This is a genomic window from Zoogloea sp. (assembly GCF_023150065.1).
Taxonomy (GTDB): domain Bacteria; phylum Pseudomonadota; class Gammaproteobacteria; order Burkholderiales; family Rhodocyclaceae; genus Zoogloea.
Genome location: NZ_JAKLLN010000012.1, coordinates 1 through 16,640, shown reverse-complemented (window position 1 = coordinate 16,640; position 16,640 = coordinate 1). Strand labels below are relative to the sequence as shown.

Below are 16,640 nucleotides of genomic sequence, written 5' to 3'. Positions count from 1 at the left end.
AGACAAAGCTCGAATGAAGTTTTTGTGAAGGCGCCCGGTCGGCCGCCCTCCCCCACCCGGCTCCCGTCAGCGGAAATAGGCCGGCACGAACATCTCCGGCGACACCTCGTGACGCACGTAGTCCGGGTGGCGCACCCGCTCGGGCAGGGCCACCAGGGGGCGCTGGACCTCCTCGTAGGGCATCTGCCCCAGCAGGTGATGGATGCAATTCAGGCGCGCCTCTTTCTTGTCGTCGGCCTGGACGATCCACCAGGGCGCCTCGGGGATGTGGGTCCGCTCCAGCATCACCTCCTTGGCTTCGGTGTAGCGCTCCCAGCGGGCCCGGGACTCCAGGTCCATGGGGCTCAGCTTCCACTGCTTGAGGGGGTCGTGGATGCGCGACAGGAAGCGGAAATGCTGCTCGTCGTCGGTGATGGAGAACCAGTACTTGATGAGCTGGATGCCCGAACGCACCAGCATGCGCTCGAACTCCGGCACCGAACGGAAGAACTCCTCGTACTCCTCGTCGGAGCAGAAGCCCATCACCCGCTCCACGCCGGCCCGGTTGTACCAGCTGCGGTCGAACAGCACCATCTCGCCTGCCGCGGGCAGATGCGACACATAGCGCTGGAAGTACCACTGGGTGCGCTCCCGGTCGTTGGGCGCGGGCAGGGCCACCACCCGGCACACCCGCGGGTTGAGGCGCTGGGTGATGCGCTTGATGACACCGCCCTTGCCCGCCGCATCCCGCCCTTCAAACAGGATCACCACCCGGCGCTTCTCGGTGGCCACCCAGTCCTGCAACTTGACCAGCTCGCCCTGCAGGCGCAGCAGCTCGGTGAAGTAACGACGGCGGAAGGCCCGCTCGTCGTCGGTGGGCGGGCAGGGCTCGCCGGCACCGATCTCCTCGAAGCGGCGGTCATCCAGCTCGAGCTCCAGCTCTTCGTCGTAACTGTCCTGCAGCTCGCGCTCCAGGCGGCGGTGCAGCTCGCCGACATCATGATTGTTCATGGGGCCTCCGGGGGAATTTGACAGGCGATCATCGTCCCAGCGGGGCGTTGCAGGCGCATGACTGCCCGCCACGGGGGCGTCACGGCGCTGTCATGCGCCCTTTGTCTAATCGGGGCTCACCACCGGACCTGCGACCATGCCCCTCGACAACACCCGCCGCGACTTCATCCGCCACTCCGCCACCCTCCTCACCACCGCCTCCGCCGCCGGGCTCCTCAGCGCCTGCGGCAGCAGCGACAACAGCACTGCCCAGCCGGCGGACTTTCTGTACGGCGTTGCCAGCGGCGACCCCCTCGCCGACCGGGTGATCCTGTGGACCCACGCCCGCGCCGGCAGCCTGAACGACACCATCACCCTGAGCTGGCAGGTGGCCATCGATGCGGAGTTCCGCGAAATCGTGTCCGCCGGCCAGGTTTCGGCCAGCGCAGACACCGGCTTCACCGCCAAGGTGGATGCCGGCGGCCTCAGCGCCGGCAAGCGCTACCACTACCGCTTCATCGACGCCACGGGCAGGGCCTCGCCGGTGGGCATCACCCGCACCCTGCCCACGGCCGACGTCAGCAGCGTGAAGTTCGCGGTGTTCTCCTGCGCCATCTATTCCGAGGGCTACTTCAACGCCTACGATGCCGCGGCGCGGTCGGACGCCGACTACGCCCTGCACCTGGGGGACTACATCTACGAATACGGTGCCGACCCCGCCAAGTACGGCAATACCGACGCTGTGGCGCTGAACCGCGTCACCGCCCCCGCCCACGACATCGTGACCCTCGACGACTACCGCAACCGCTACGCCCGCTACCGCTCGGACGCCAACCTCCAGGCCGTGCACGCGCGCATGCCCTTCATCGCCATCTGGGACGACCACGAGTTTGCCAACAATGCCTACGTGACCGGCGCCGAAAACCACGACAGCGCCACCCAGGGCGACTGGGCCACCCGCAAGGCCAACGCCGCCCGGGCCTATCACGAGTGGCTCCCCATCCGCGGCGACGCCGGCGGTGACCGGCTGAAGATCTACCGCCGCTTCGACTTTGGCCGCCTGCTCAGCCTGCACATGCTCGACACCCGCATCGAGGGGCGCGACCGTCAGTACGACAATTATGGTGATGCCGACGGGGGCCTGGCCCGCTACGCCACCGCCCTCGGCTCGGGCAGCGACGCCAACCACCGCATGATCAGCCCGGCCCAGCAGGCCTGGCTGGTGGACGGCATCACCCAGTCAGCGGCCACCTGGCAGATCCTCGGCAACCAGGACATCATGGCCCGCATGTGGATGCCGGCCTCGGTGCTGCAGGCCCAGAACACCGCCTTCGCCAACCCCAGCGCAGCCAACCAGGCTGCCGTGCAGACTGCCATCGGCGACTACCTGGGGGCCAAGATCACCCGCGCCGCCGGCCAGCCCCTGACTGCCGCCCAGACCACGCTGCTGTCCGCCACCAGCAACCCGCGCCTGCCCTACAACCTGGACGCCTGGGACGGCTACCCCCTGCAGCGGGAAGCCATTCTGCAATCCGTCCGGCCCCTCGGCAAACGGCTGGTGACCCTCTCCGGCGACTCCCACAACGCCTGGTTCGCCACCCTGACGACCCTCGCCGGGCAAACCGTCGGCCACGAATTTGCTGGCACCTCGGTGAGCTCACCGGGCTTCGAAGCCCTCGGCCTCGGCAGCCTGGGCCCCGCCCTGGACGGCAGCGCCGCCACTGCACAGCTCGGTGCCGCCGCCATCGGCGCCGGGCTGGGGCTGGTGGACGACCTGGCCTATGCCGACACCCGTCAGCGCGGCTACCTGCAATTCACCGTCACCGCCGACGCGGTGAAGGGCGAATACGTGTTTGTGAGCACGGTGAAGAGCAGCACCTACTCGGCCAGCGTCGGCAAGACCATCAGCGTGTCCGCCGCCGGCGCCGTCAGCTACGCCTGAGGCGCCGGGCGCACCAGCCCGGTGCCAGAACCGTGCCCGACACCGTCCGGGGCACCGGGATGGCTCCGGACTGCAGACCACGGGCCCCCTGGACAGGGCTTTTCGCCATGGAACGATTTTTGCACTGCAACACAAATATCGTTCAAGGAGCACCGACATGGCCGCGAACTGCACCTGGGATTCCATGGATGTCCACCTGCTGCGCGTACTCCACGCCCTGCTCACCGAATGCAGCGTGAGCAAGGCGGCGCGCCGCCTCAACCAGTCACAGCCCGCCGTCAGCACCGCCCTGCGGCGGCTGCGCGACATCACCGGTGACCAGCTGCTGGTGCGCAGCCGCAATGGCATGACCCCCACCGAGCGGGGCGCCGGGCTGCTCGAGCCGGTCAAGATCGCGCTGCAGCAGATCGAAGCCATCGCCGTCCGGCAGGTGAAGTTTGACGCGGCCAGCTCGCGCCGGGTCTTCAACATCGCCACCCCCGACTACCTGAACGCGGTGCTGCTGGGCAAGATCGTGGCCCAGCTGCGCAAGTTTGCGCCCCACTCCCAGGTGGCCTTTCATTCCCTGGGGCCGGACTTCGACTACGCCCGGGCCCTGGAGAGCGGCGAGCTCGACGTGGTCATCGGCAACTGGCCCCAGCCCCCCGAGAACCTGCGCATGGCACCGCTGTTCGAGGACGAAGTGGTGTGCCTGATGCGCAAGAGCCACCCCCTCGCCGGCCGCCCCCTGAGCGCCGCCGACTACCTGGCCGCCGAACATCTGGTGCCCACCCCCTACGCCGTCGGCCAGCGGGGGGTGATCGACCTGCATCTGGCCCGGGAACGCCTCAAGCGCAACGTGGTGGCCTACGTGCCCTACTTTGGCCTGGTGCCCTATCTGCTGCTGGAGACCGACATGCTCTTCTCCAGCCCGCGGATCTTTGCCGAGCACTGCGCCCGGATGATGCCCCTGGCGATTGCCGAAGCCCCCATCGACTTCCCGAAGATGAGCTTTTACCTGCTGTGGCACGACCGCAGCCATTACGAGGAAGAATGCCGCTGGTTCCGCGAGCAGATCACCTCGGTGGCGCGCAGCTCCCCGGCCATCCCCCGGGCCCAGGCCGCCAGCCTGGCGGGCAGCGGCATGGCCCCGGCCCTGGCTCCGGCCTGAACACCGGGGCGCTTGATGCTGCGCCTAGTGGGTGGTGCGCTGGACAGCCATCACATCCGCCGCGTTGGGCGCCACGATGCCCTGACGCTGCATGCGCCGGTAAAGGGTCGAACGGGACACCCCGATACTCTCCGCTGCCGCCGAGATGTTCCAGTGGCAGCGGCGCAGCACCTGCAGCATGCGCTCCCGCTCGCTGTCCCCGTCGGCCAGGCTGGCCGGCAGCGCGGCCTCGACAGCCTGGGCACTCCGTGCCACCGGCAACGCACAGGGGGCAAGCTCCGGCGGCAGGGTCACCGACTCCGGAAAATGTGCCTCGTCCAGCACCTCGCCATCACACACCGCAACGGCAAAACGCAGGGCGTTGCGCAGCTCGCGGATGTTGCCCGGCCAGGGATAGGCCGCCAGCCGTTCCAGGGCAGGCTCGGGCAACCGTAGCTGGCGCCCGGCGGTGGCCATCTCCTCGTCCAGCACCTGGCGGATCACGTCACGCCGGTCGCTGCGTTCGCGCAGGGGCGGCAGCCGGAACACCGCCGCGTTGAGGCGGTAGTACAAGTCTTCGCGAAACAGGCCGTTGCGCACCATGGCCGCCAGATCCCGGTGGGTGGCGCAGATCACGTTGAGATCGACCTTCTCGGGCTCGGAGGCGCCCAGGGCCACCACCTCGCCCTCGGCCAGCACACGCAGCAGGCGGGTCTGCAGGGCCAGTGGCATGTCGCCGATCTCGTCGAGAAACAGGGTGCCGCCGCTGGACTGCTGCACCTTGCCCTTCGCCCCCTTGGTCTTGGCGCCGGTGAAGGCCCCTTCCTTGTAGCCGAACAGCTCGCTCTCGATCAGGGTTTCGGGAATGGCGGCGCAGTTGAGGGCCACGAAGGGCTTGTCGCGCCGCTGGCTGAAGGCGTGGGTGGCCTTGGCGAAGGCCTCCTTGCCCGAGCCGGTCTCCCCGAGCAGCAGCACCGTCAGCTTGCGGTCCACCACCCGCTTGACCCGCTCGATGCACTCCAGCACCTGCGGGTCGCGGGCCGCCAGGGCATCGAAATCGCGCTTCACCGACACCGTCGGCGGCGACACGCTCTCCCGCACCGGCGCGCGCAGCTGGGCCTCGAAGAGCAGGCCATTGGCCAGGCAGCGCAGGGGGATGGGCGCCCCCGGACGTTCATGGGCGCGCTTCATCAGCATGCTGGCCGACTGGTCGAAGACGTCTTCCAGGCGCCGTGAGGGCAGGCTCGCACCGGCAAACAGGCCAGCCCGCAGGCGCCGGCTGGCCGCCACGATGCGCCCGCTGTCGTCGAAGGCGAGAAAGTGCACCTCCCCCAGGTTCCAGCAATCGCCGGGGGCACTGATGGAGAGGATCCACGCCGACTTGCAGGCCTCGACAAAGAGCGCGTTCTCGATGGCCAGCGCATTCTGCTGGACCAAGCGATACACCACCGACTGGCTGTTGCGGTTCTCGGGCGCGGAGAACGCCGAAGCGTTGAGCACCCCCACCAGCTCGTCTCCGGGCCCGAACACCGGCGCCGCGCTGCAGGTGATGCCGCTGTTGTGGCTGCGGAAGTGCTCCTCCCGGTGAACCAGGATGGGGGCGCGATCCACGATGGCGGTGCCGACCCCGCAGGTGCCCTCCTCCACCTCCGACCAGCAGGCCCCCACCAGAAAGCCCCGGCGGTGGAAATCCGCATCGAGGCTGGGCGTACCCCGGAAATCGACGGTCGCCCCCTGGCCATTGGTCAGCAGCACGCAATAGCCGGAATCGCGCACCTGCTCGTGCAGGCGTGACACGCCGAGCTGGGCAATGCGCAGGAAGGACGACAGGCGATCGCGCAACTCCCGGTATTCGGATGCGGTCAGCACCCGCGCGCTGGCCCGGGTGGACGGGTCGATGCGATAGGTTTCCTCCGAGCGCCGCCACGATTGGCGCAAGCGCTCCTCGCAGGAGAGCATGCTCACCCCGCCACCGGGGAAAGCCCCCCCGGTCAAGGCATCTCCGTGCCTGCCCTGCATGACCACCTCCTCCGTATTGCCAGCCTCATGGTGCGGGCCTCCTGCGGTGTGTGCACACCTGCGAAAGCACCTGTTTGTGGCTGGATCATAGCGCACGATAAATAGAACGGTGAATAAACTTTCCCCATTGCGGAATACCCCCACAAATATCGCAACGCAACATAAGAAATTGAACGGCAAATTGCACACTCGTGACGCTACACCTGGCGTGCACCCCGCTACACCTGTAGCGGGCGCCGTTTTGAATCCGGCAGAAAATAAAAACCCAATTCAAATACAAATACATAAGCAAGGCACCAAAAAAAATACCAAGCCACTGAATTAAATGTGTTTTTATAAACACAAAGCACTCTTTCAATTTCCTCCTGCGGCGCTTTGGCACAGCCCTTGCCTAATAAGCCAGGCCTAAACCCAGAACGCAGGACAGGAAAATGAATAAGACCCCGTGCTCTCAACAAAACGCCGACACACCCGACACCCTGTCATCACCCGATAGAAGGGAAGCCCTGCGGGCCAGCTCGGCGCTGCTGCTCTGCGCCGGATTCGGAATAGGAAAATCGGCCCTCGCCGACACCGGCCCCCATTCCCGCCCGAAAGTCGGTGATCAGCTAGTACGCAGCGACGCCAACGGGCAACCGGTGCCCCTGCGTGGCGCCGAAATCCTGCCCGATGCCAAGCCGCTGCAGGCCTTTCCCCTGGAGCCCGCCAGCGGCGAGGTGCGCAATGGCAGCCGCCTCAACAAGGTGATCCTGGTGCGGGTCGCCCCCGCCGACCTGACCGACGAAACCCGCCCCTACGCCGCGGCCGGCGTGCTCGCCTACTCCGCGGTGTGCACCCACCAGGGCTGTGAAGTCTCCGAATGGGTGGCCAAGGACAAGACCCTGATGTGCTACTGCCACTTCTCCAAGTTCTCCCCCGGCCGCGCCGGCGAGGTGGTGGCCGGCCCGGCGCCGCGCACCCTGCCCCTGCTTCCCCTGAAGGAGGAGGACGGCGTGCTGGTGGTGGCCGGCCCCTTCACCTCGAACCCCGGCGTATCCAAGTCCGCCTGATTTCCCGCACCACCCGTCGCGCCTGAAGCTGCAGCCCCCGCTCACTACACCAATAAATGGAGACACCAGACATGACCATCCGACTCAAGGCTCTGTGCGCCAGCCTGGCCGCCCTGCCGATGCTCGCCAGCGCCGCCCTGCCCGCCTATTCGCCCGTCACCGACGCGCGCCTCACCAAGCCCGAGGCCGCCAACTGGCTGATGTACCGGGGCAACTACGAAGGCTGGGGCTACAGCGCCCTCAAGCAGATCAACAGCCAGAACGTGGGCAAGCTGGTGCCGGCCTGGTCCTACGCCACGGGCATGACCGAGGGCCACCAGGCCCCGCCCATGGTCAACAACGGCTACATGTACGTGACCACCCCCAACAACCAGGTCATCGCCCTGGAGGCGGCCACCGGCAAGGAGCTGTGGCGCTACAAGAAGACCATCCCCGACGAGCTGATGCAGCTCCACCCCACCAACCGGGGCGTGGCCCTGTATGGCGACAAGCTCTACCTGGCCACCACCGACGCCTACCTGGTGGCCCTGGACGCCGCCACCGGCAAGGAACTGTGGAAGGTGGCCGTGGCCGACTGGAAGAAGGGTTACTACATGACCCTCGCCCCCCTGGCCGCCCGGGGCAAGATCATGGTCGGCTCGTCCGGTGGCGAGCTGGGCGTGCGCGGCTTTGTCGCCGCCTTCGACGCCGAGACCGGCAAGGAAGCCTGGCGCACCTACACCATCGCCGGCCCGGGCGAGGCCGGCGCCGAGACCTGGCCCGGCGACACCTGGAAGACCGGCGGCGGCTCGGTGTGGATCACCGGCACCTATGATGCGCAGACCAACCTGGCCTTCTGGGGCGTGGGCAACGCTGGCCCGTGGATGCCCGACACCCGCCCCGGCGACAACCTCTACGCCAACTCCACCATCGCCCTCGACGTGGACACCGGCAAGATCAAGGGCCACCACCAGTACCACTGGAACGACGCCTGGGACTGGGACGAAGTCTCCGCGCCGCTGCTGATCGACCTGGACTACAAGGGCAAGAAGGTGAAATCCCTGGTCCATGCCGGGCGCAACGGCTACCTGTGGCTGCTCGAGCGCACCAAGGACAAGGTCAACTATGTGGACGCCTGGCCCTACGTGACCCAGAACGTCTTCACCAAGCTCGACCCCAAGACCGGCCGCCCCAGCTACAACCCCGAGCGCATCCCCGGCACCGGCAAGACGGTGAACTTCTGTCCGTCCCTGTGGGGCGGCAAGGACTGGCCGCCCGAAGCCTACAACCCCGGCACCGGCCTGCTCTACATCCCGGCCAACAACAACCTGTGCTCCGAGCTCACCGGTGAGCCCGTCAAGTACAACGCCGGCAGCCTGTACATCGGCGTCGCCCTCGACAACATCCTCACCAACGTGCGCATGACCGAGGCCTCGCGCAAGCACGTGGGCGAGATCCAGGCCTGGGACCTGAAGACCGGCAAGCAGGTATGGACCCACACCTACCCCGAGATGAACTGGGGCCCGCTGATGACCACCGCCGGCAACCTGGTGTTCGGTGGCGGCACCAATGACCGCATGTTCCGCGCCTTCGACGCGAAGAACGGCAAGGTGCTGTGGGAAACGCCCATGCCTTCCGGCGTCACTGGCGTGCCCTCGACCTTCGAGGTGAATGGCCAGCAGTACGTCGCCGTGCAGTCGGGCTGGGGGGTGGATGCCCAGCGCATGCAGGGCGCCTTCGACGCCGTTCTCCCCCACAAGACCGTGGTGCCCCAGGGCGGCACGATCCACGTCTTCAAGCTCCAGAAGTAAGCCCCACCCGGTTCAGCCCACCCGCGTAGCGGGCCCTGCACCGTCATCCCGACGGCGCAGCGGGGCCCGCCACGCCTGAAAAACGAAAAAGGAGACACTTCATGCACACCCATCCCCTCCGCGCCCCCCGCGGCACGCCGCGGCTTCTGGCCACCCTGCTGGTGGCCGGCCTGGCCGGCGGCCTCGCCCCCGCCGCCTTCGCCCAGACCACCTTCGACGTCATCGGCCCCCACGAGTACGAGCTGCCGGTGGACTTCAAGCCCTTCAACGTCTTTGTGCAGTACGCCTATGTGCAGAACAACAAGGACACCTTCAACGCCGCCGGCGACAAGGTGAAGGGCAACGGCAGCCAGACCATCGTCGGCATGTCCAAGTACGTGCGCTTCTGGACGCCCGAATCCAACCCCCGGATCGGTCTGGCCTATGAAGTCATCGTGCCGGAGATCGGCGTGCGCAACCACAGCGCCACCAACGCCGCCGACCGCCACAGCAGCGGCATCGGTGATCCGCTCACCGGCTTTGCCATCTGGATGAAGCCCACCCCCAGCTCCACCTTCGGCTTCCAGTCCTTCCTGCAGGTGCCGGTGGGCGACAGCCGGGTCAGCGACACCAACTGGAAGAACCTCTCCAGCTTCCTGTGGGACGTGCGCCTCACCGACAAGCTGGGCTGGACCGCCGACGCCGGCATGGTCTTCCAGAGCGAAAAGACCGACGGCACCCGCCCGGGCAACACCTTCCACACCAACCACCGCCTGGGCTACCGGGTCACCGGCCTGCTCGAGCCCTTCGTCGCCCTCGACTACGAGAGCACCAGCGGGCGCAACGGCAACCCCAGCGCCCGGGCCCTGGACGGCGGGGTGGGGATGATGTTCCACACCTTCGACAACCAGTCCATCACCCTGCGCTACTCAAGCAGCATCGAAGGCAAGAACCACGTGGCCAACAACAGCCTGAACCTCAAGTACGCCTACGTGTGGTGAGCCCCCGGCCGGCCGCCAGCGGTGGCCGGCCACCCCGAACCAGCCCAAGGAGTGTCCTCATGAAGATCCTGCACGCCCTCGCCTTCAGCATCGCCGTCCTCGTCGCGGCCTGGGTCTATCTCAGCGTCGGCAACCCCGACCTGGGCTTCAACCCGTGGATCGGCTTTGTTGCCTGGGCCGCCTTCTTCGCCGCCGGTGGTGGCAACGAAGGCATCGGCAAGGCCCTGCCCGCCGGCATCGCCGGCATCCTGCTCACCGCCCTCACCCTGGCCGCTGTGCAGGCCCTGGGGGGCAGCCTCGTCACCCTCATCGCCCTCGTCGCCGTGCTGGCCTTCGTGCTGGTGGCCATGGCCGACATCGGTGCCCTGTCCTACACCCCGGCGGCCTTCCTGGGCGCGGCGTCCTTCTTCGGCTCCGGCGGCAAGATCGACCTCAGCATCGCCCTCGTCGCCCTCACCTGGGTAGCCGGCCTGGCCTTCGGCTACGTATCCGAGACCGTCGGCAAGAAGCTCGCACGCCCCGCCTGACCCCCTGCCCCACCCAAACGGAGAAAGACCATGACCACCCTGTACCAGAACTTCATCGACGGCCGCTTCACCGTGGCCGACCCGGGCACGGCCATCGACGTCCATAACCCGGCCACCCACACCCTGCTGGCCCGCATCCCCACCGCCAGCCCGGCCGAAGTGGAAGAGGCCATCGCCGCCGCCCGCCGTGCCCAGCCCGCCTGGGAGCGCACCCCGGCGATCCAGCGCGCCGGCCACCTGCGGGCCATTGCGGCCAAGCTGCGCCAGCACAAGGAGCGCCTGGCCGAGATCATCACCCGCGAGCAGGGCAAGATCCTCGGCCTGGCCCGGGTCGAGGTGGACTTCACCGCCGACTACATGGACTACATGGCCGAATGGGCCCGCCGCATCGAAGGCGAGGTGCTGCAGAGCGACCGCCCGGGCGAGACCATCTTCCTGCAGCGCAAGCCCATCGGCGTCACCGTCGGCATCCTGCCGTGGAACTTCCCCTTCTTCCTGATCGCCCGCAAGATGGCCCCGGCCCTCATCACCGGCAACACCATCGTGGTCAAGCCGAGCGAGGAGACGCCCATCAACGCCTTCGAGTTTGCCCGCCTGGTGGCCGAGACCGACCTGCCGGCCGGCGTCTTCAACCTGGTGGGTGGGCGCGGTGCCGACGTGGGCGCCAGCCTGTGCAGCCACCCGGACGTGGGCCTCATCAGCTTCACCGGCAGCGTGCAGACCGGCTCCACCATCATGCAGGCCGCCGGGCGCAACCTCACCCGGGTTAATCTGGAGCTGGGCGGCAAGGCCCCGGCCATCGTGCTGGCCAGCGCCGACCTGGACCTGGCCGCCAGGGCGGTGGTGGACTCCCGCGTCATCAACACCGGGCAGGTGTGCAACTGCGCCGAACGGGTGTACGTGGAACGGGCCGTGGCCGATGAATTCACCGAGAAGGTGCGCGCCCTGATGGCCGCCACCCGCTACGGCGACCCGATGGCCGAAGCCGACCTGCACATGGGCCCGCTGGTGAATCAGATCGGCCTCGACAAGGTGGCCGCCATGGTGAGCCGCGCCCGCGAGCAGGGTGGCGAGGTGATCCTCGGCGGCCGCAAGGCCGACCGCCCGAGCGGCTTCCACTATGAGCCGACGCTCATCACCGGCTGCACGGCCAACATGGAGATCATGCGCAAGGAGATCTTCGGCCCGGTGCTGCCCATCCAGGTGGTGGACAGCCTCGACGAAGCCATCACCCTGTCGAACGACTCGGAGTACGGGCTCACCTCATCCATCTTCACCCGGGACATCAACGCCGCCATGCGCGCCTGCCGCGAGCTGCGCTTTGGCGAGACCTATGTGAACCGGGAGCACTTCGAGGCCATGCAGGGCTTCCACGCCGGCCGCCGCAAGTCGGGCATCGGCGGCGCCGACGGCAAGCACGGCCTCTACGAATACACCGAAACCCACGTGGTGTATATGCAGCACGGCTGAGTGTCCGGGCGCGGGGCTCACCCCCTGCGCCAACGCTCGATCATCGATTGTTCTCCGTGTCGTCTTGCGGCTGCCGTCCTCCCGGCATCGCCGCCGGGTGGCCGGGCATTCCTCCCTCGTGCCCGGCCACCCCCCTTTTTTCCTGCACAACTCCGCCCCGTTCAGGCCGGCGCGGACGGCTTTCTGCTGCGGAACAGATACACCAAGACACCCCCCAGCGCACAGCCCGCCACAAAACCCTCCCAGTCCGCCATGGGCAGCAGGGTCAGCCCGAGCAGGTAAAGCATGAGCAGCGGAAGCACGACCGCAAAGATCGCGTTGCCCACATCCCCCGTCCGGATCAGCATGCCACCAAGCATCCAGAGAAAGCGGAACAAGCCCACCAGGGCCAGCGCCAGAAAGAAATTGCCGAAAAACTCGAACACGGGAGCCACGCTGCGTTTGTCAGATGGGGCAGATGATGCCAGCCGGCCCACCAGAGGGGGCCGGAAATGCGGCAGATCAAAGGCCGGGGCAAACGCCTGGAACCCCCACACAGTCAAGTCACCAACGATCAGGGTGACGCCTCGCCGTCAGCGTCCCGCGGAGCCAGCCGGCTGGCCACGATGAAATACAGCACCGCCCCCACCACCCCGCTCCCCAGGCAAAACCAGTGCATGGCCCGCACCGACACCAGCCCGAGCAGACCGTTGTCCCGGGTCAGGGGCCAGAAGGGCTCCACGTCCGCATGCATGATCCCGTCAAGCAGCACATGGCTGAAAGTGCCGACGAAGGCCGACAGCACGGCCACCGGCCAGCTGATGGGCACAAACCGCCGACACCCAATCAGGCGCAAGCCGAACTCCGAAAGGTACTTCCCGCTGAGAGCCGACGCGACGCCCAGCAGGGACGCCCCGATCCAGGTATGGGTGAAACCATGCAGGTGCCCCTCACCAGTCAGGATCACCACCAGCGGCTGGATATCCATCACGATCTGCGCCCAGCCAAAGACCATCAGGGAAAACGCCCCCTGCAGCACCGCCTTGATCAGCAGCCCGGGCCCCATGTGCAAAGGTGTGAATGGCATGCGTGCCCCTCAGAAATGCGCTTCGAGCGGCCCCACCCGGGCGCCGCGTCTCACGCAGAAAACTCCCGCACCTGAAACACGTTCCCCTCCGGGTCCATCCCGTTGCACACGGTAAAGCCCGGCCCCTGCCAGTTCTCGGCAAACACCTCGCCCCCCAGCGCCCGGGCCGCCAAGCGTGCCGCATCCAGGCTGGGCACGCTGAAGAAGAACTTGAGCGCCGTATCCTCGCGCCGCTGGGGCGGCGAGGTGATGACGATGCCCACGGCGAAGGGCGGCGGAATCCGGTGCACCAGCAGCTGGATATCGGCGGATTCGAGCACGATCAGCTCCGGCGTGGCATGCAGGCGGGCCATGCCAGCCACGGCGCAATAAAAATCGGCAACGCGCTCGGGATCGAGGGCGTAGATGAAAAGTCCGGCACGGGCGGGGCCTGGCATGGGTACTCCTTATGCAGTGGTCGGAATGACCGCCAATAGATCGGTGACGCCGACATCCACGCCGGCCTGACACAACAGCGTCGTGACCTGGCCGCGATGGTGCGTCTGGTGGTTGAAGAAGTGCAGCAGCAAGGCCCCGAAACACCGGCTTGAATGGACGCCCGCCATGTTGCTGTAGGCCAGATCAGCCGACAGATGCTCGGGCGTCAGCCCGGCAACCCAGCGCTCGATCAGGGCATCCAGCCCACGCCGGTACTGGCCCAGCCCCGCCAGATCCGGCGCGAGGGCTTGGGTCAAGGATGCAGGCCGGGGAAACCCCGACAGCGCATCGAGGGCCGGAAACGCCGCCTCATGCTGCGCAAAGCGGTGCAGCCAGATCGTGTCAGCCACCGCGATGTGGTTCAGCGTGCCCAGGATGGAACCAAAGAACGCCCCCCTGTCCGCCGTCAGCACCGCCGGGTCGAGGGTCGCCGCCGCGGCATATAGGCGGTCGTTCATCCAGCGGTTGTATTCGGCCATGAGGGAAGCGGTTTGTGGGGTCATCGAGGGCCTCGGGTGGGTGGGTGCCGGACGGGCGGCGGGTACTGACAAGGTGGTTAGACTACAGCGACGGGTCGTCAATGCGGCGCAGATACCAGCACCTCGCCTTCAGGCCAAAAGAGTAGCTCACCTGCCAGTCGGTATCGGGCCTGACGATTACGACTTCAACCACGGTCGCCGACTCGCGGACCTTCTGAGCCTTGAGGCCATTGCTCCGCATCTGACTTTCAAGCGTTCCCGCGTGCCGCAACTCGGCCCTTGATGTCCTCGTCTGCACGGTGACCGGCTCATCCTTGCCATCGACCACCCGGCTCGATGGAACCACAGGCGGCATACGAGACAAGGCAAAGCTCATGGACGTCGAGAACCTGGCGAAGAAGGCATCGAAATTTTCGTCCTGTGAGCCCGTGCAGGCGGCGGAAGAAGCGGTGGTCAGGATCAGCAACAAGGGGGCGAGAAAAAGGCGCCGGAACGCCTGTCCCCTTGCCCTATGCCACTGCCTAGACCGATCCCTACACAAAGCCAAGCGCATGTTCAATAACCACCACCACGAAAGGGACGAGGACTTTCTTTGCCAGCGCCAGATACCCGAACAGTGCGCCTGCAACAACGATGCGGCCAAGATCGCCCCAGGCGGAGAGTCTTGCTGAGATCGGAGACGGAAACATCACAGCCAGCAGGACAGGCAGCCCGACAATCGAAGACGCAGAAAAAACAAGGGCGAAGGGCGGGCTGAATAACGCAGCAACGCCGGTGACTCCGGCACATACCAGCACGAGCAGGAGCCCCCAGCGCTCCTTGCGCGCAAGCGGGACGTTCAGGCTCGGAGGCTCAATTTCCATGGAGTAATAGTGCTCAAGGGTCAAGATAAACGGCGCCGAAGCGCAAGACTATTTGGGTGATCAGCAAGACAACATCGCTAGTCACAAGCGTGTTCCCCCCCTTTTCCGCGTAATCGTCGAATCGGAGGCGCGACAGCAAAAGCCAGCGCCGCAAGGACCGCGGAGATTGCATAGCCAATCATGCTCCATGCGCCAGACTCCGTACTCGAGTAATTGCGTGGGTTCTTACGGAGCGCAGGCAGTTCGGACTCCTGGATGACAATCGGGCCTGTTTCTGCCGTGATGCTGAGTTGCCTATCGGCACAGGCGAGCTTGTGCAATTCAGGGCCGCTGTAGACATGCAGGATCTGCCTTTCGAGGGAAAACAAGCCGGCTTCAGTCGTCACGGAGTACCAGAACGCCGTCAAGAAGCCGCTGCCAACGTACAGACGTACCTTTGTTCCGTCCGACGTCGTACAGGAATCGACCAGCTCCTCCATCCACGGGTTGCCATAGGTATTGCGGCCTGGCAGCGCGATCCAAACGGCGATGACCAGCAACCATATGGCAAGTACGACTCGAAAGTGAGTTCTGACGGGCATGGACAAGGCTAGCGAAAAATAAGGAGCAACAGACTGCGTCCGGCCAAGGCCAACCGGACCTCAACCTTCATTTGCATACCAACGCTCCGCCTGACTCGTTCATCGCGCTCTTCCTGCCCCTTGCGTTAGCCGCCTGCTTCTCAATGCAGCACATTATGCCGTACAGATTGAGCGTCTGTTTTTTCCTTCCGCACAACCAAGTAGGACGAGCGGCCCGATGTGACACCCCCGCGAGAATGGCCTTCCGCATCAACAGGGCATTCTTTGAAGGCATTTGCGGACAAGATCAGCTTTGCCGCTGCGAACAAGCTCAAAAGGAATTTGATGTTCTAGCGCGGGGATCGCTTGATGCAACCACGAAATGCTCTGCCCGCGAAGATGAAAAAAGACAGCCCAAGCAATGTCTTCATTTCCGGCACACTCGGAAAGCAATTGCTCCTTAAATGAGCACGCCTCAAATGCTTCGTGGCATAAGTCGGCGAAAATGGGCCAAAAGGCGTTCATTTTCAAAGTGGAAGTGCGCTGCCGACGTGGCTTCCTGCACGGGAAGCCGGAGCACTTCCCCTGATACCCTCTTTCACTCTCTCTCCTTATCCCGTCCGCGCAATGTGAAGTTGGTGAGCAGCGTGTTGTCGCTCACCCTCACACCGCGAATCCTGAAGCCCAAATAGCACAGAAATAAGCCCGTGCCTGACGACAGGCCGAAAGCAAGCACCCTTGCGGCTGTTTCACCAAGCGACTGCGATGTCAGGAGTATGAGCCCACATGCGGCACGGCATGTGCCACTGCCATCGGGCAGTACTTGGCTACCAACGAGATAGCTCGCCCCGTGAAAAACGCCGAATGCACCCAATAAGAGCAAGACGGTCCCCATCGGTTTGAAGCTGAGTCCATGCCCAGGCACCGAGCGACTTTCGGTGTACTCCTTGAGCGCCAGGGTCAATCCCAGAAGAACCGCCAAGAAACCAAGAAGTGCGAGAGTACTTTTGATCTCTGCGACCGGATGAGAGATGAGCACTCCAAGCGCAATCCCGCCCATGCCAAGAATCACGAGTTGTAGAAGAATGCGCAAAGCCTTCATCGAGGCGACCTGACGTGGAGGTGAGGGAAGCAAGGCGCATCACAGTAAAGCGGCAGCTTGCCCAGACGGTTAATCAGTCGGTCCTGAAATATTCAACTAGCCGCCTCCAGCCGCCGCCCCACCGGCCAAGAACGGTCGTCGCTGAGCACCCGTCCGAGCATCCCGACCAGAAGCCAGAGCACAAAAAGGGCTTTCAGCCCCAGGCGTGCCACCGCCCG

17 protein-coding genes are annotated in these 16,640 nt (G+C 65.6%); 7 read left to right on the top strand and 10 right to left on the bottom strand.

Annotation, left to right across the window (positions count from 1 at the left end):
• Positions 1-66 precede the first annotated feature (66 nt).
• Positions 67-990, bottom strand: a complete 924-nt coding sequence (gene ppk2, locus L6Q67_RS14070) for a polyphosphate kinase 2 (protein WP_296570401.1) — start codon at positions 988-990, stop codon at positions 67-69.
• Between the two features lie 136 nt (positions 991-1,126).
• On the opposite strand from ppk2, the gene L6Q67_RS14065 reads away from it, so the two are divergent.
• Positions 1,127-2,911, top strand: a complete 1,785-nt coding sequence (locus L6Q67_RS14065) for an alkaline phosphatase D family protein (RefSeq protein ID WP_296570398.1) — start codon at positions 1,127-1,129, stop codon at positions 2,909-2,911.
• A 157-nt stretch (positions 2,912-3,068) separates the two neighbouring features.
• Complete coding sequence (locus tag L6Q67_RS14060; RefSeq protein ID WP_296570396.1) at positions 3,069-4,061, top strand: LysR substrate-binding domain-containing protein; 993 nt, start codon at positions 3,069-3,071, stop codon at positions 4,059-4,061.
• A 24-nt stretch (positions 4,062-4,085) separates the two neighbouring features.
• Here the strand turns inward: L6Q67_RS14060 and L6Q67_RS14055 are convergent, their stop codons facing one another.
• Complete coding sequence (locus L6Q67_RS14055) at positions 4,086-6,059, bottom strand: sigma-54-dependent Fis family transcriptional regulator (protein WP_296570393.1); 1,974 nt, start codon at positions 6,057-6,059, stop codon at positions 4,086-4,088.
• A 431-nt stretch (positions 6,060-6,490) separates the two neighbouring features.
• Between L6Q67_RS14055 and L6Q67_RS14050 the strand changes: the two genes are divergently transcribed.
• From L6Q67_RS14050 to aldA, 5 genes are all read left to right on the top strand, one after another.
• Positions 6,491-7,108, top strand: a complete 618-nt coding sequence (locus L6Q67_RS14050; protein ID WP_296570391.1) for a ubiquinol-cytochrome c reductase iron-sulfur subunit — start codon at positions 6,491-6,493, stop codon at positions 7,106-7,108.
• A gap of 71 nt (positions 7,109-7,179) precedes the next feature.
• Positions 7,180-8,898 carry a methanol/ethanol family PQQ-dependent dehydrogenase gene (locus L6Q67_RS14045; RefSeq protein WP_296570388.1) on the top strand — a complete coding sequence of 573 codons (1,719 nt, stop codon included), beginning with the start codon at positions 7,180-7,182 and terminating at the stop codon, positions 8,896-8,898.
• A 101-nt stretch (positions 8,899-8,999) separates the two neighbouring features.
• Positions 9,000-9,878 (top strand): transporter, encoded by an 879-nt coding sequence (locus L6Q67_RS14040; protein WP_296570386.1) that lies wholly within the window; start codon positions 9,000-9,002, stop codon positions 9,876-9,878.
• A 59-nt stretch (positions 9,879-9,937) separates the two neighbouring features.
• Entirely contained in the window at positions 9,938-10,405 is a 468-nt protein-coding gene (locus L6Q67_RS14035) for a DUF1097 domain-containing protein (RefSeq protein ID WP_296570384.1), read from the top strand.
• Between the two features lie 30 nt (positions 10,406-10,435).
• Positions 10,436-11,875, top strand: a complete 1,440-nt coding sequence (aldA, locus tag L6Q67_RS14030; protein WP_296570381.1) for an aldehyde dehydrogenase — start codon at positions 10,436-10,438, stop codon at positions 11,873-11,875.
• A 161-nt stretch (positions 11,876-12,036) separates the two neighbouring features.
• Here the strand turns inward: aldA and L6Q67_RS14025 are convergent, their stop codons facing one another.
• The 8 genes from L6Q67_RS14025 to L6Q67_RS13990 all read right to left on the bottom strand — a co-directional run bounded on the left by L6Q67_RS14025 (position 12,037) and on the right by L6Q67_RS13990 (position 16,422).
• On the bottom strand, positions 12,037-12,300 hold the full coding sequence (locus tag L6Q67_RS14025) for a hypothetical protein (RefSeq protein WP_296570378.1): 264 nt from the start codon (positions 12,298-12,300) through the stop codon (positions 12,037-12,039).
• 128 nt (positions 12,301-12,428) lie between these two features.
• Positions 12,429-12,941, bottom strand: coding sequence for a metal-dependent hydrolase (locus L6Q67_RS14020; protein ID WP_296570375.1), 513 nt, complete (start codon positions 12,939-12,941; stop codon positions 12,429-12,431).
• A gap of 50 nt (positions 12,942-12,991) precedes the next feature.
• Positions 12,992-13,378: a VOC family protein gene (locus L6Q67_RS14015; protein WP_296570372.1), complete on the bottom strand. Its 387-nt coding sequence runs from the start codon at positions 13,376-13,378 to the stop codon at positions 12,992-12,994.
• Positions 13,379-13,387: 9 nt separating this feature from the next.
• Positions 13,388-13,921 carry a DinB family protein gene (locus L6Q67_RS14010; RefSeq protein WP_296570369.1) on the bottom strand — a complete coding sequence of 178 codons (534 nt, stop codon included), beginning with the start codon at positions 13,919-13,921 and terminating at the stop codon, positions 13,388-13,390.
• A gap of 58 nt (positions 13,922-13,979) precedes the next feature.
• Entirely contained in the window at positions 13,980-14,363 is a 384-nt protein-coding gene (locus L6Q67_RS14005; RefSeq protein ID WP_296570366.1) for a hypothetical protein, read from the bottom strand.
• A 67-nt stretch (positions 14,364-14,430) separates the two neighbouring features.
• Complete coding sequence (locus L6Q67_RS14000) at positions 14,431-14,784, bottom strand: hypothetical protein (protein WP_296570364.1); 354 nt, start codon at positions 14,782-14,784, stop codon at positions 14,431-14,433.
• Positions 14,785-14,837: 53 nt separating this feature from the next.
• Positions 14,838-15,299, bottom strand: coding sequence for a hypothetical protein (locus L6Q67_RS13995; protein WP_296570362.1), 462 nt, complete (start codon positions 15,297-15,299; stop codon positions 14,838-14,840).
• A 619-nt stretch (positions 15,300-15,918) separates the two neighbouring features.
• Positions 15,919-16,422: a hypothetical protein gene (locus tag L6Q67_RS13990; protein WP_296570359.1), complete on the bottom strand. Its 504-nt coding sequence runs from the start codon at positions 16,420-16,422 to the stop codon at positions 15,919-15,921.
• Between the last annotated feature and the right edge of the window lie 218 nt (positions 16,423-16,640).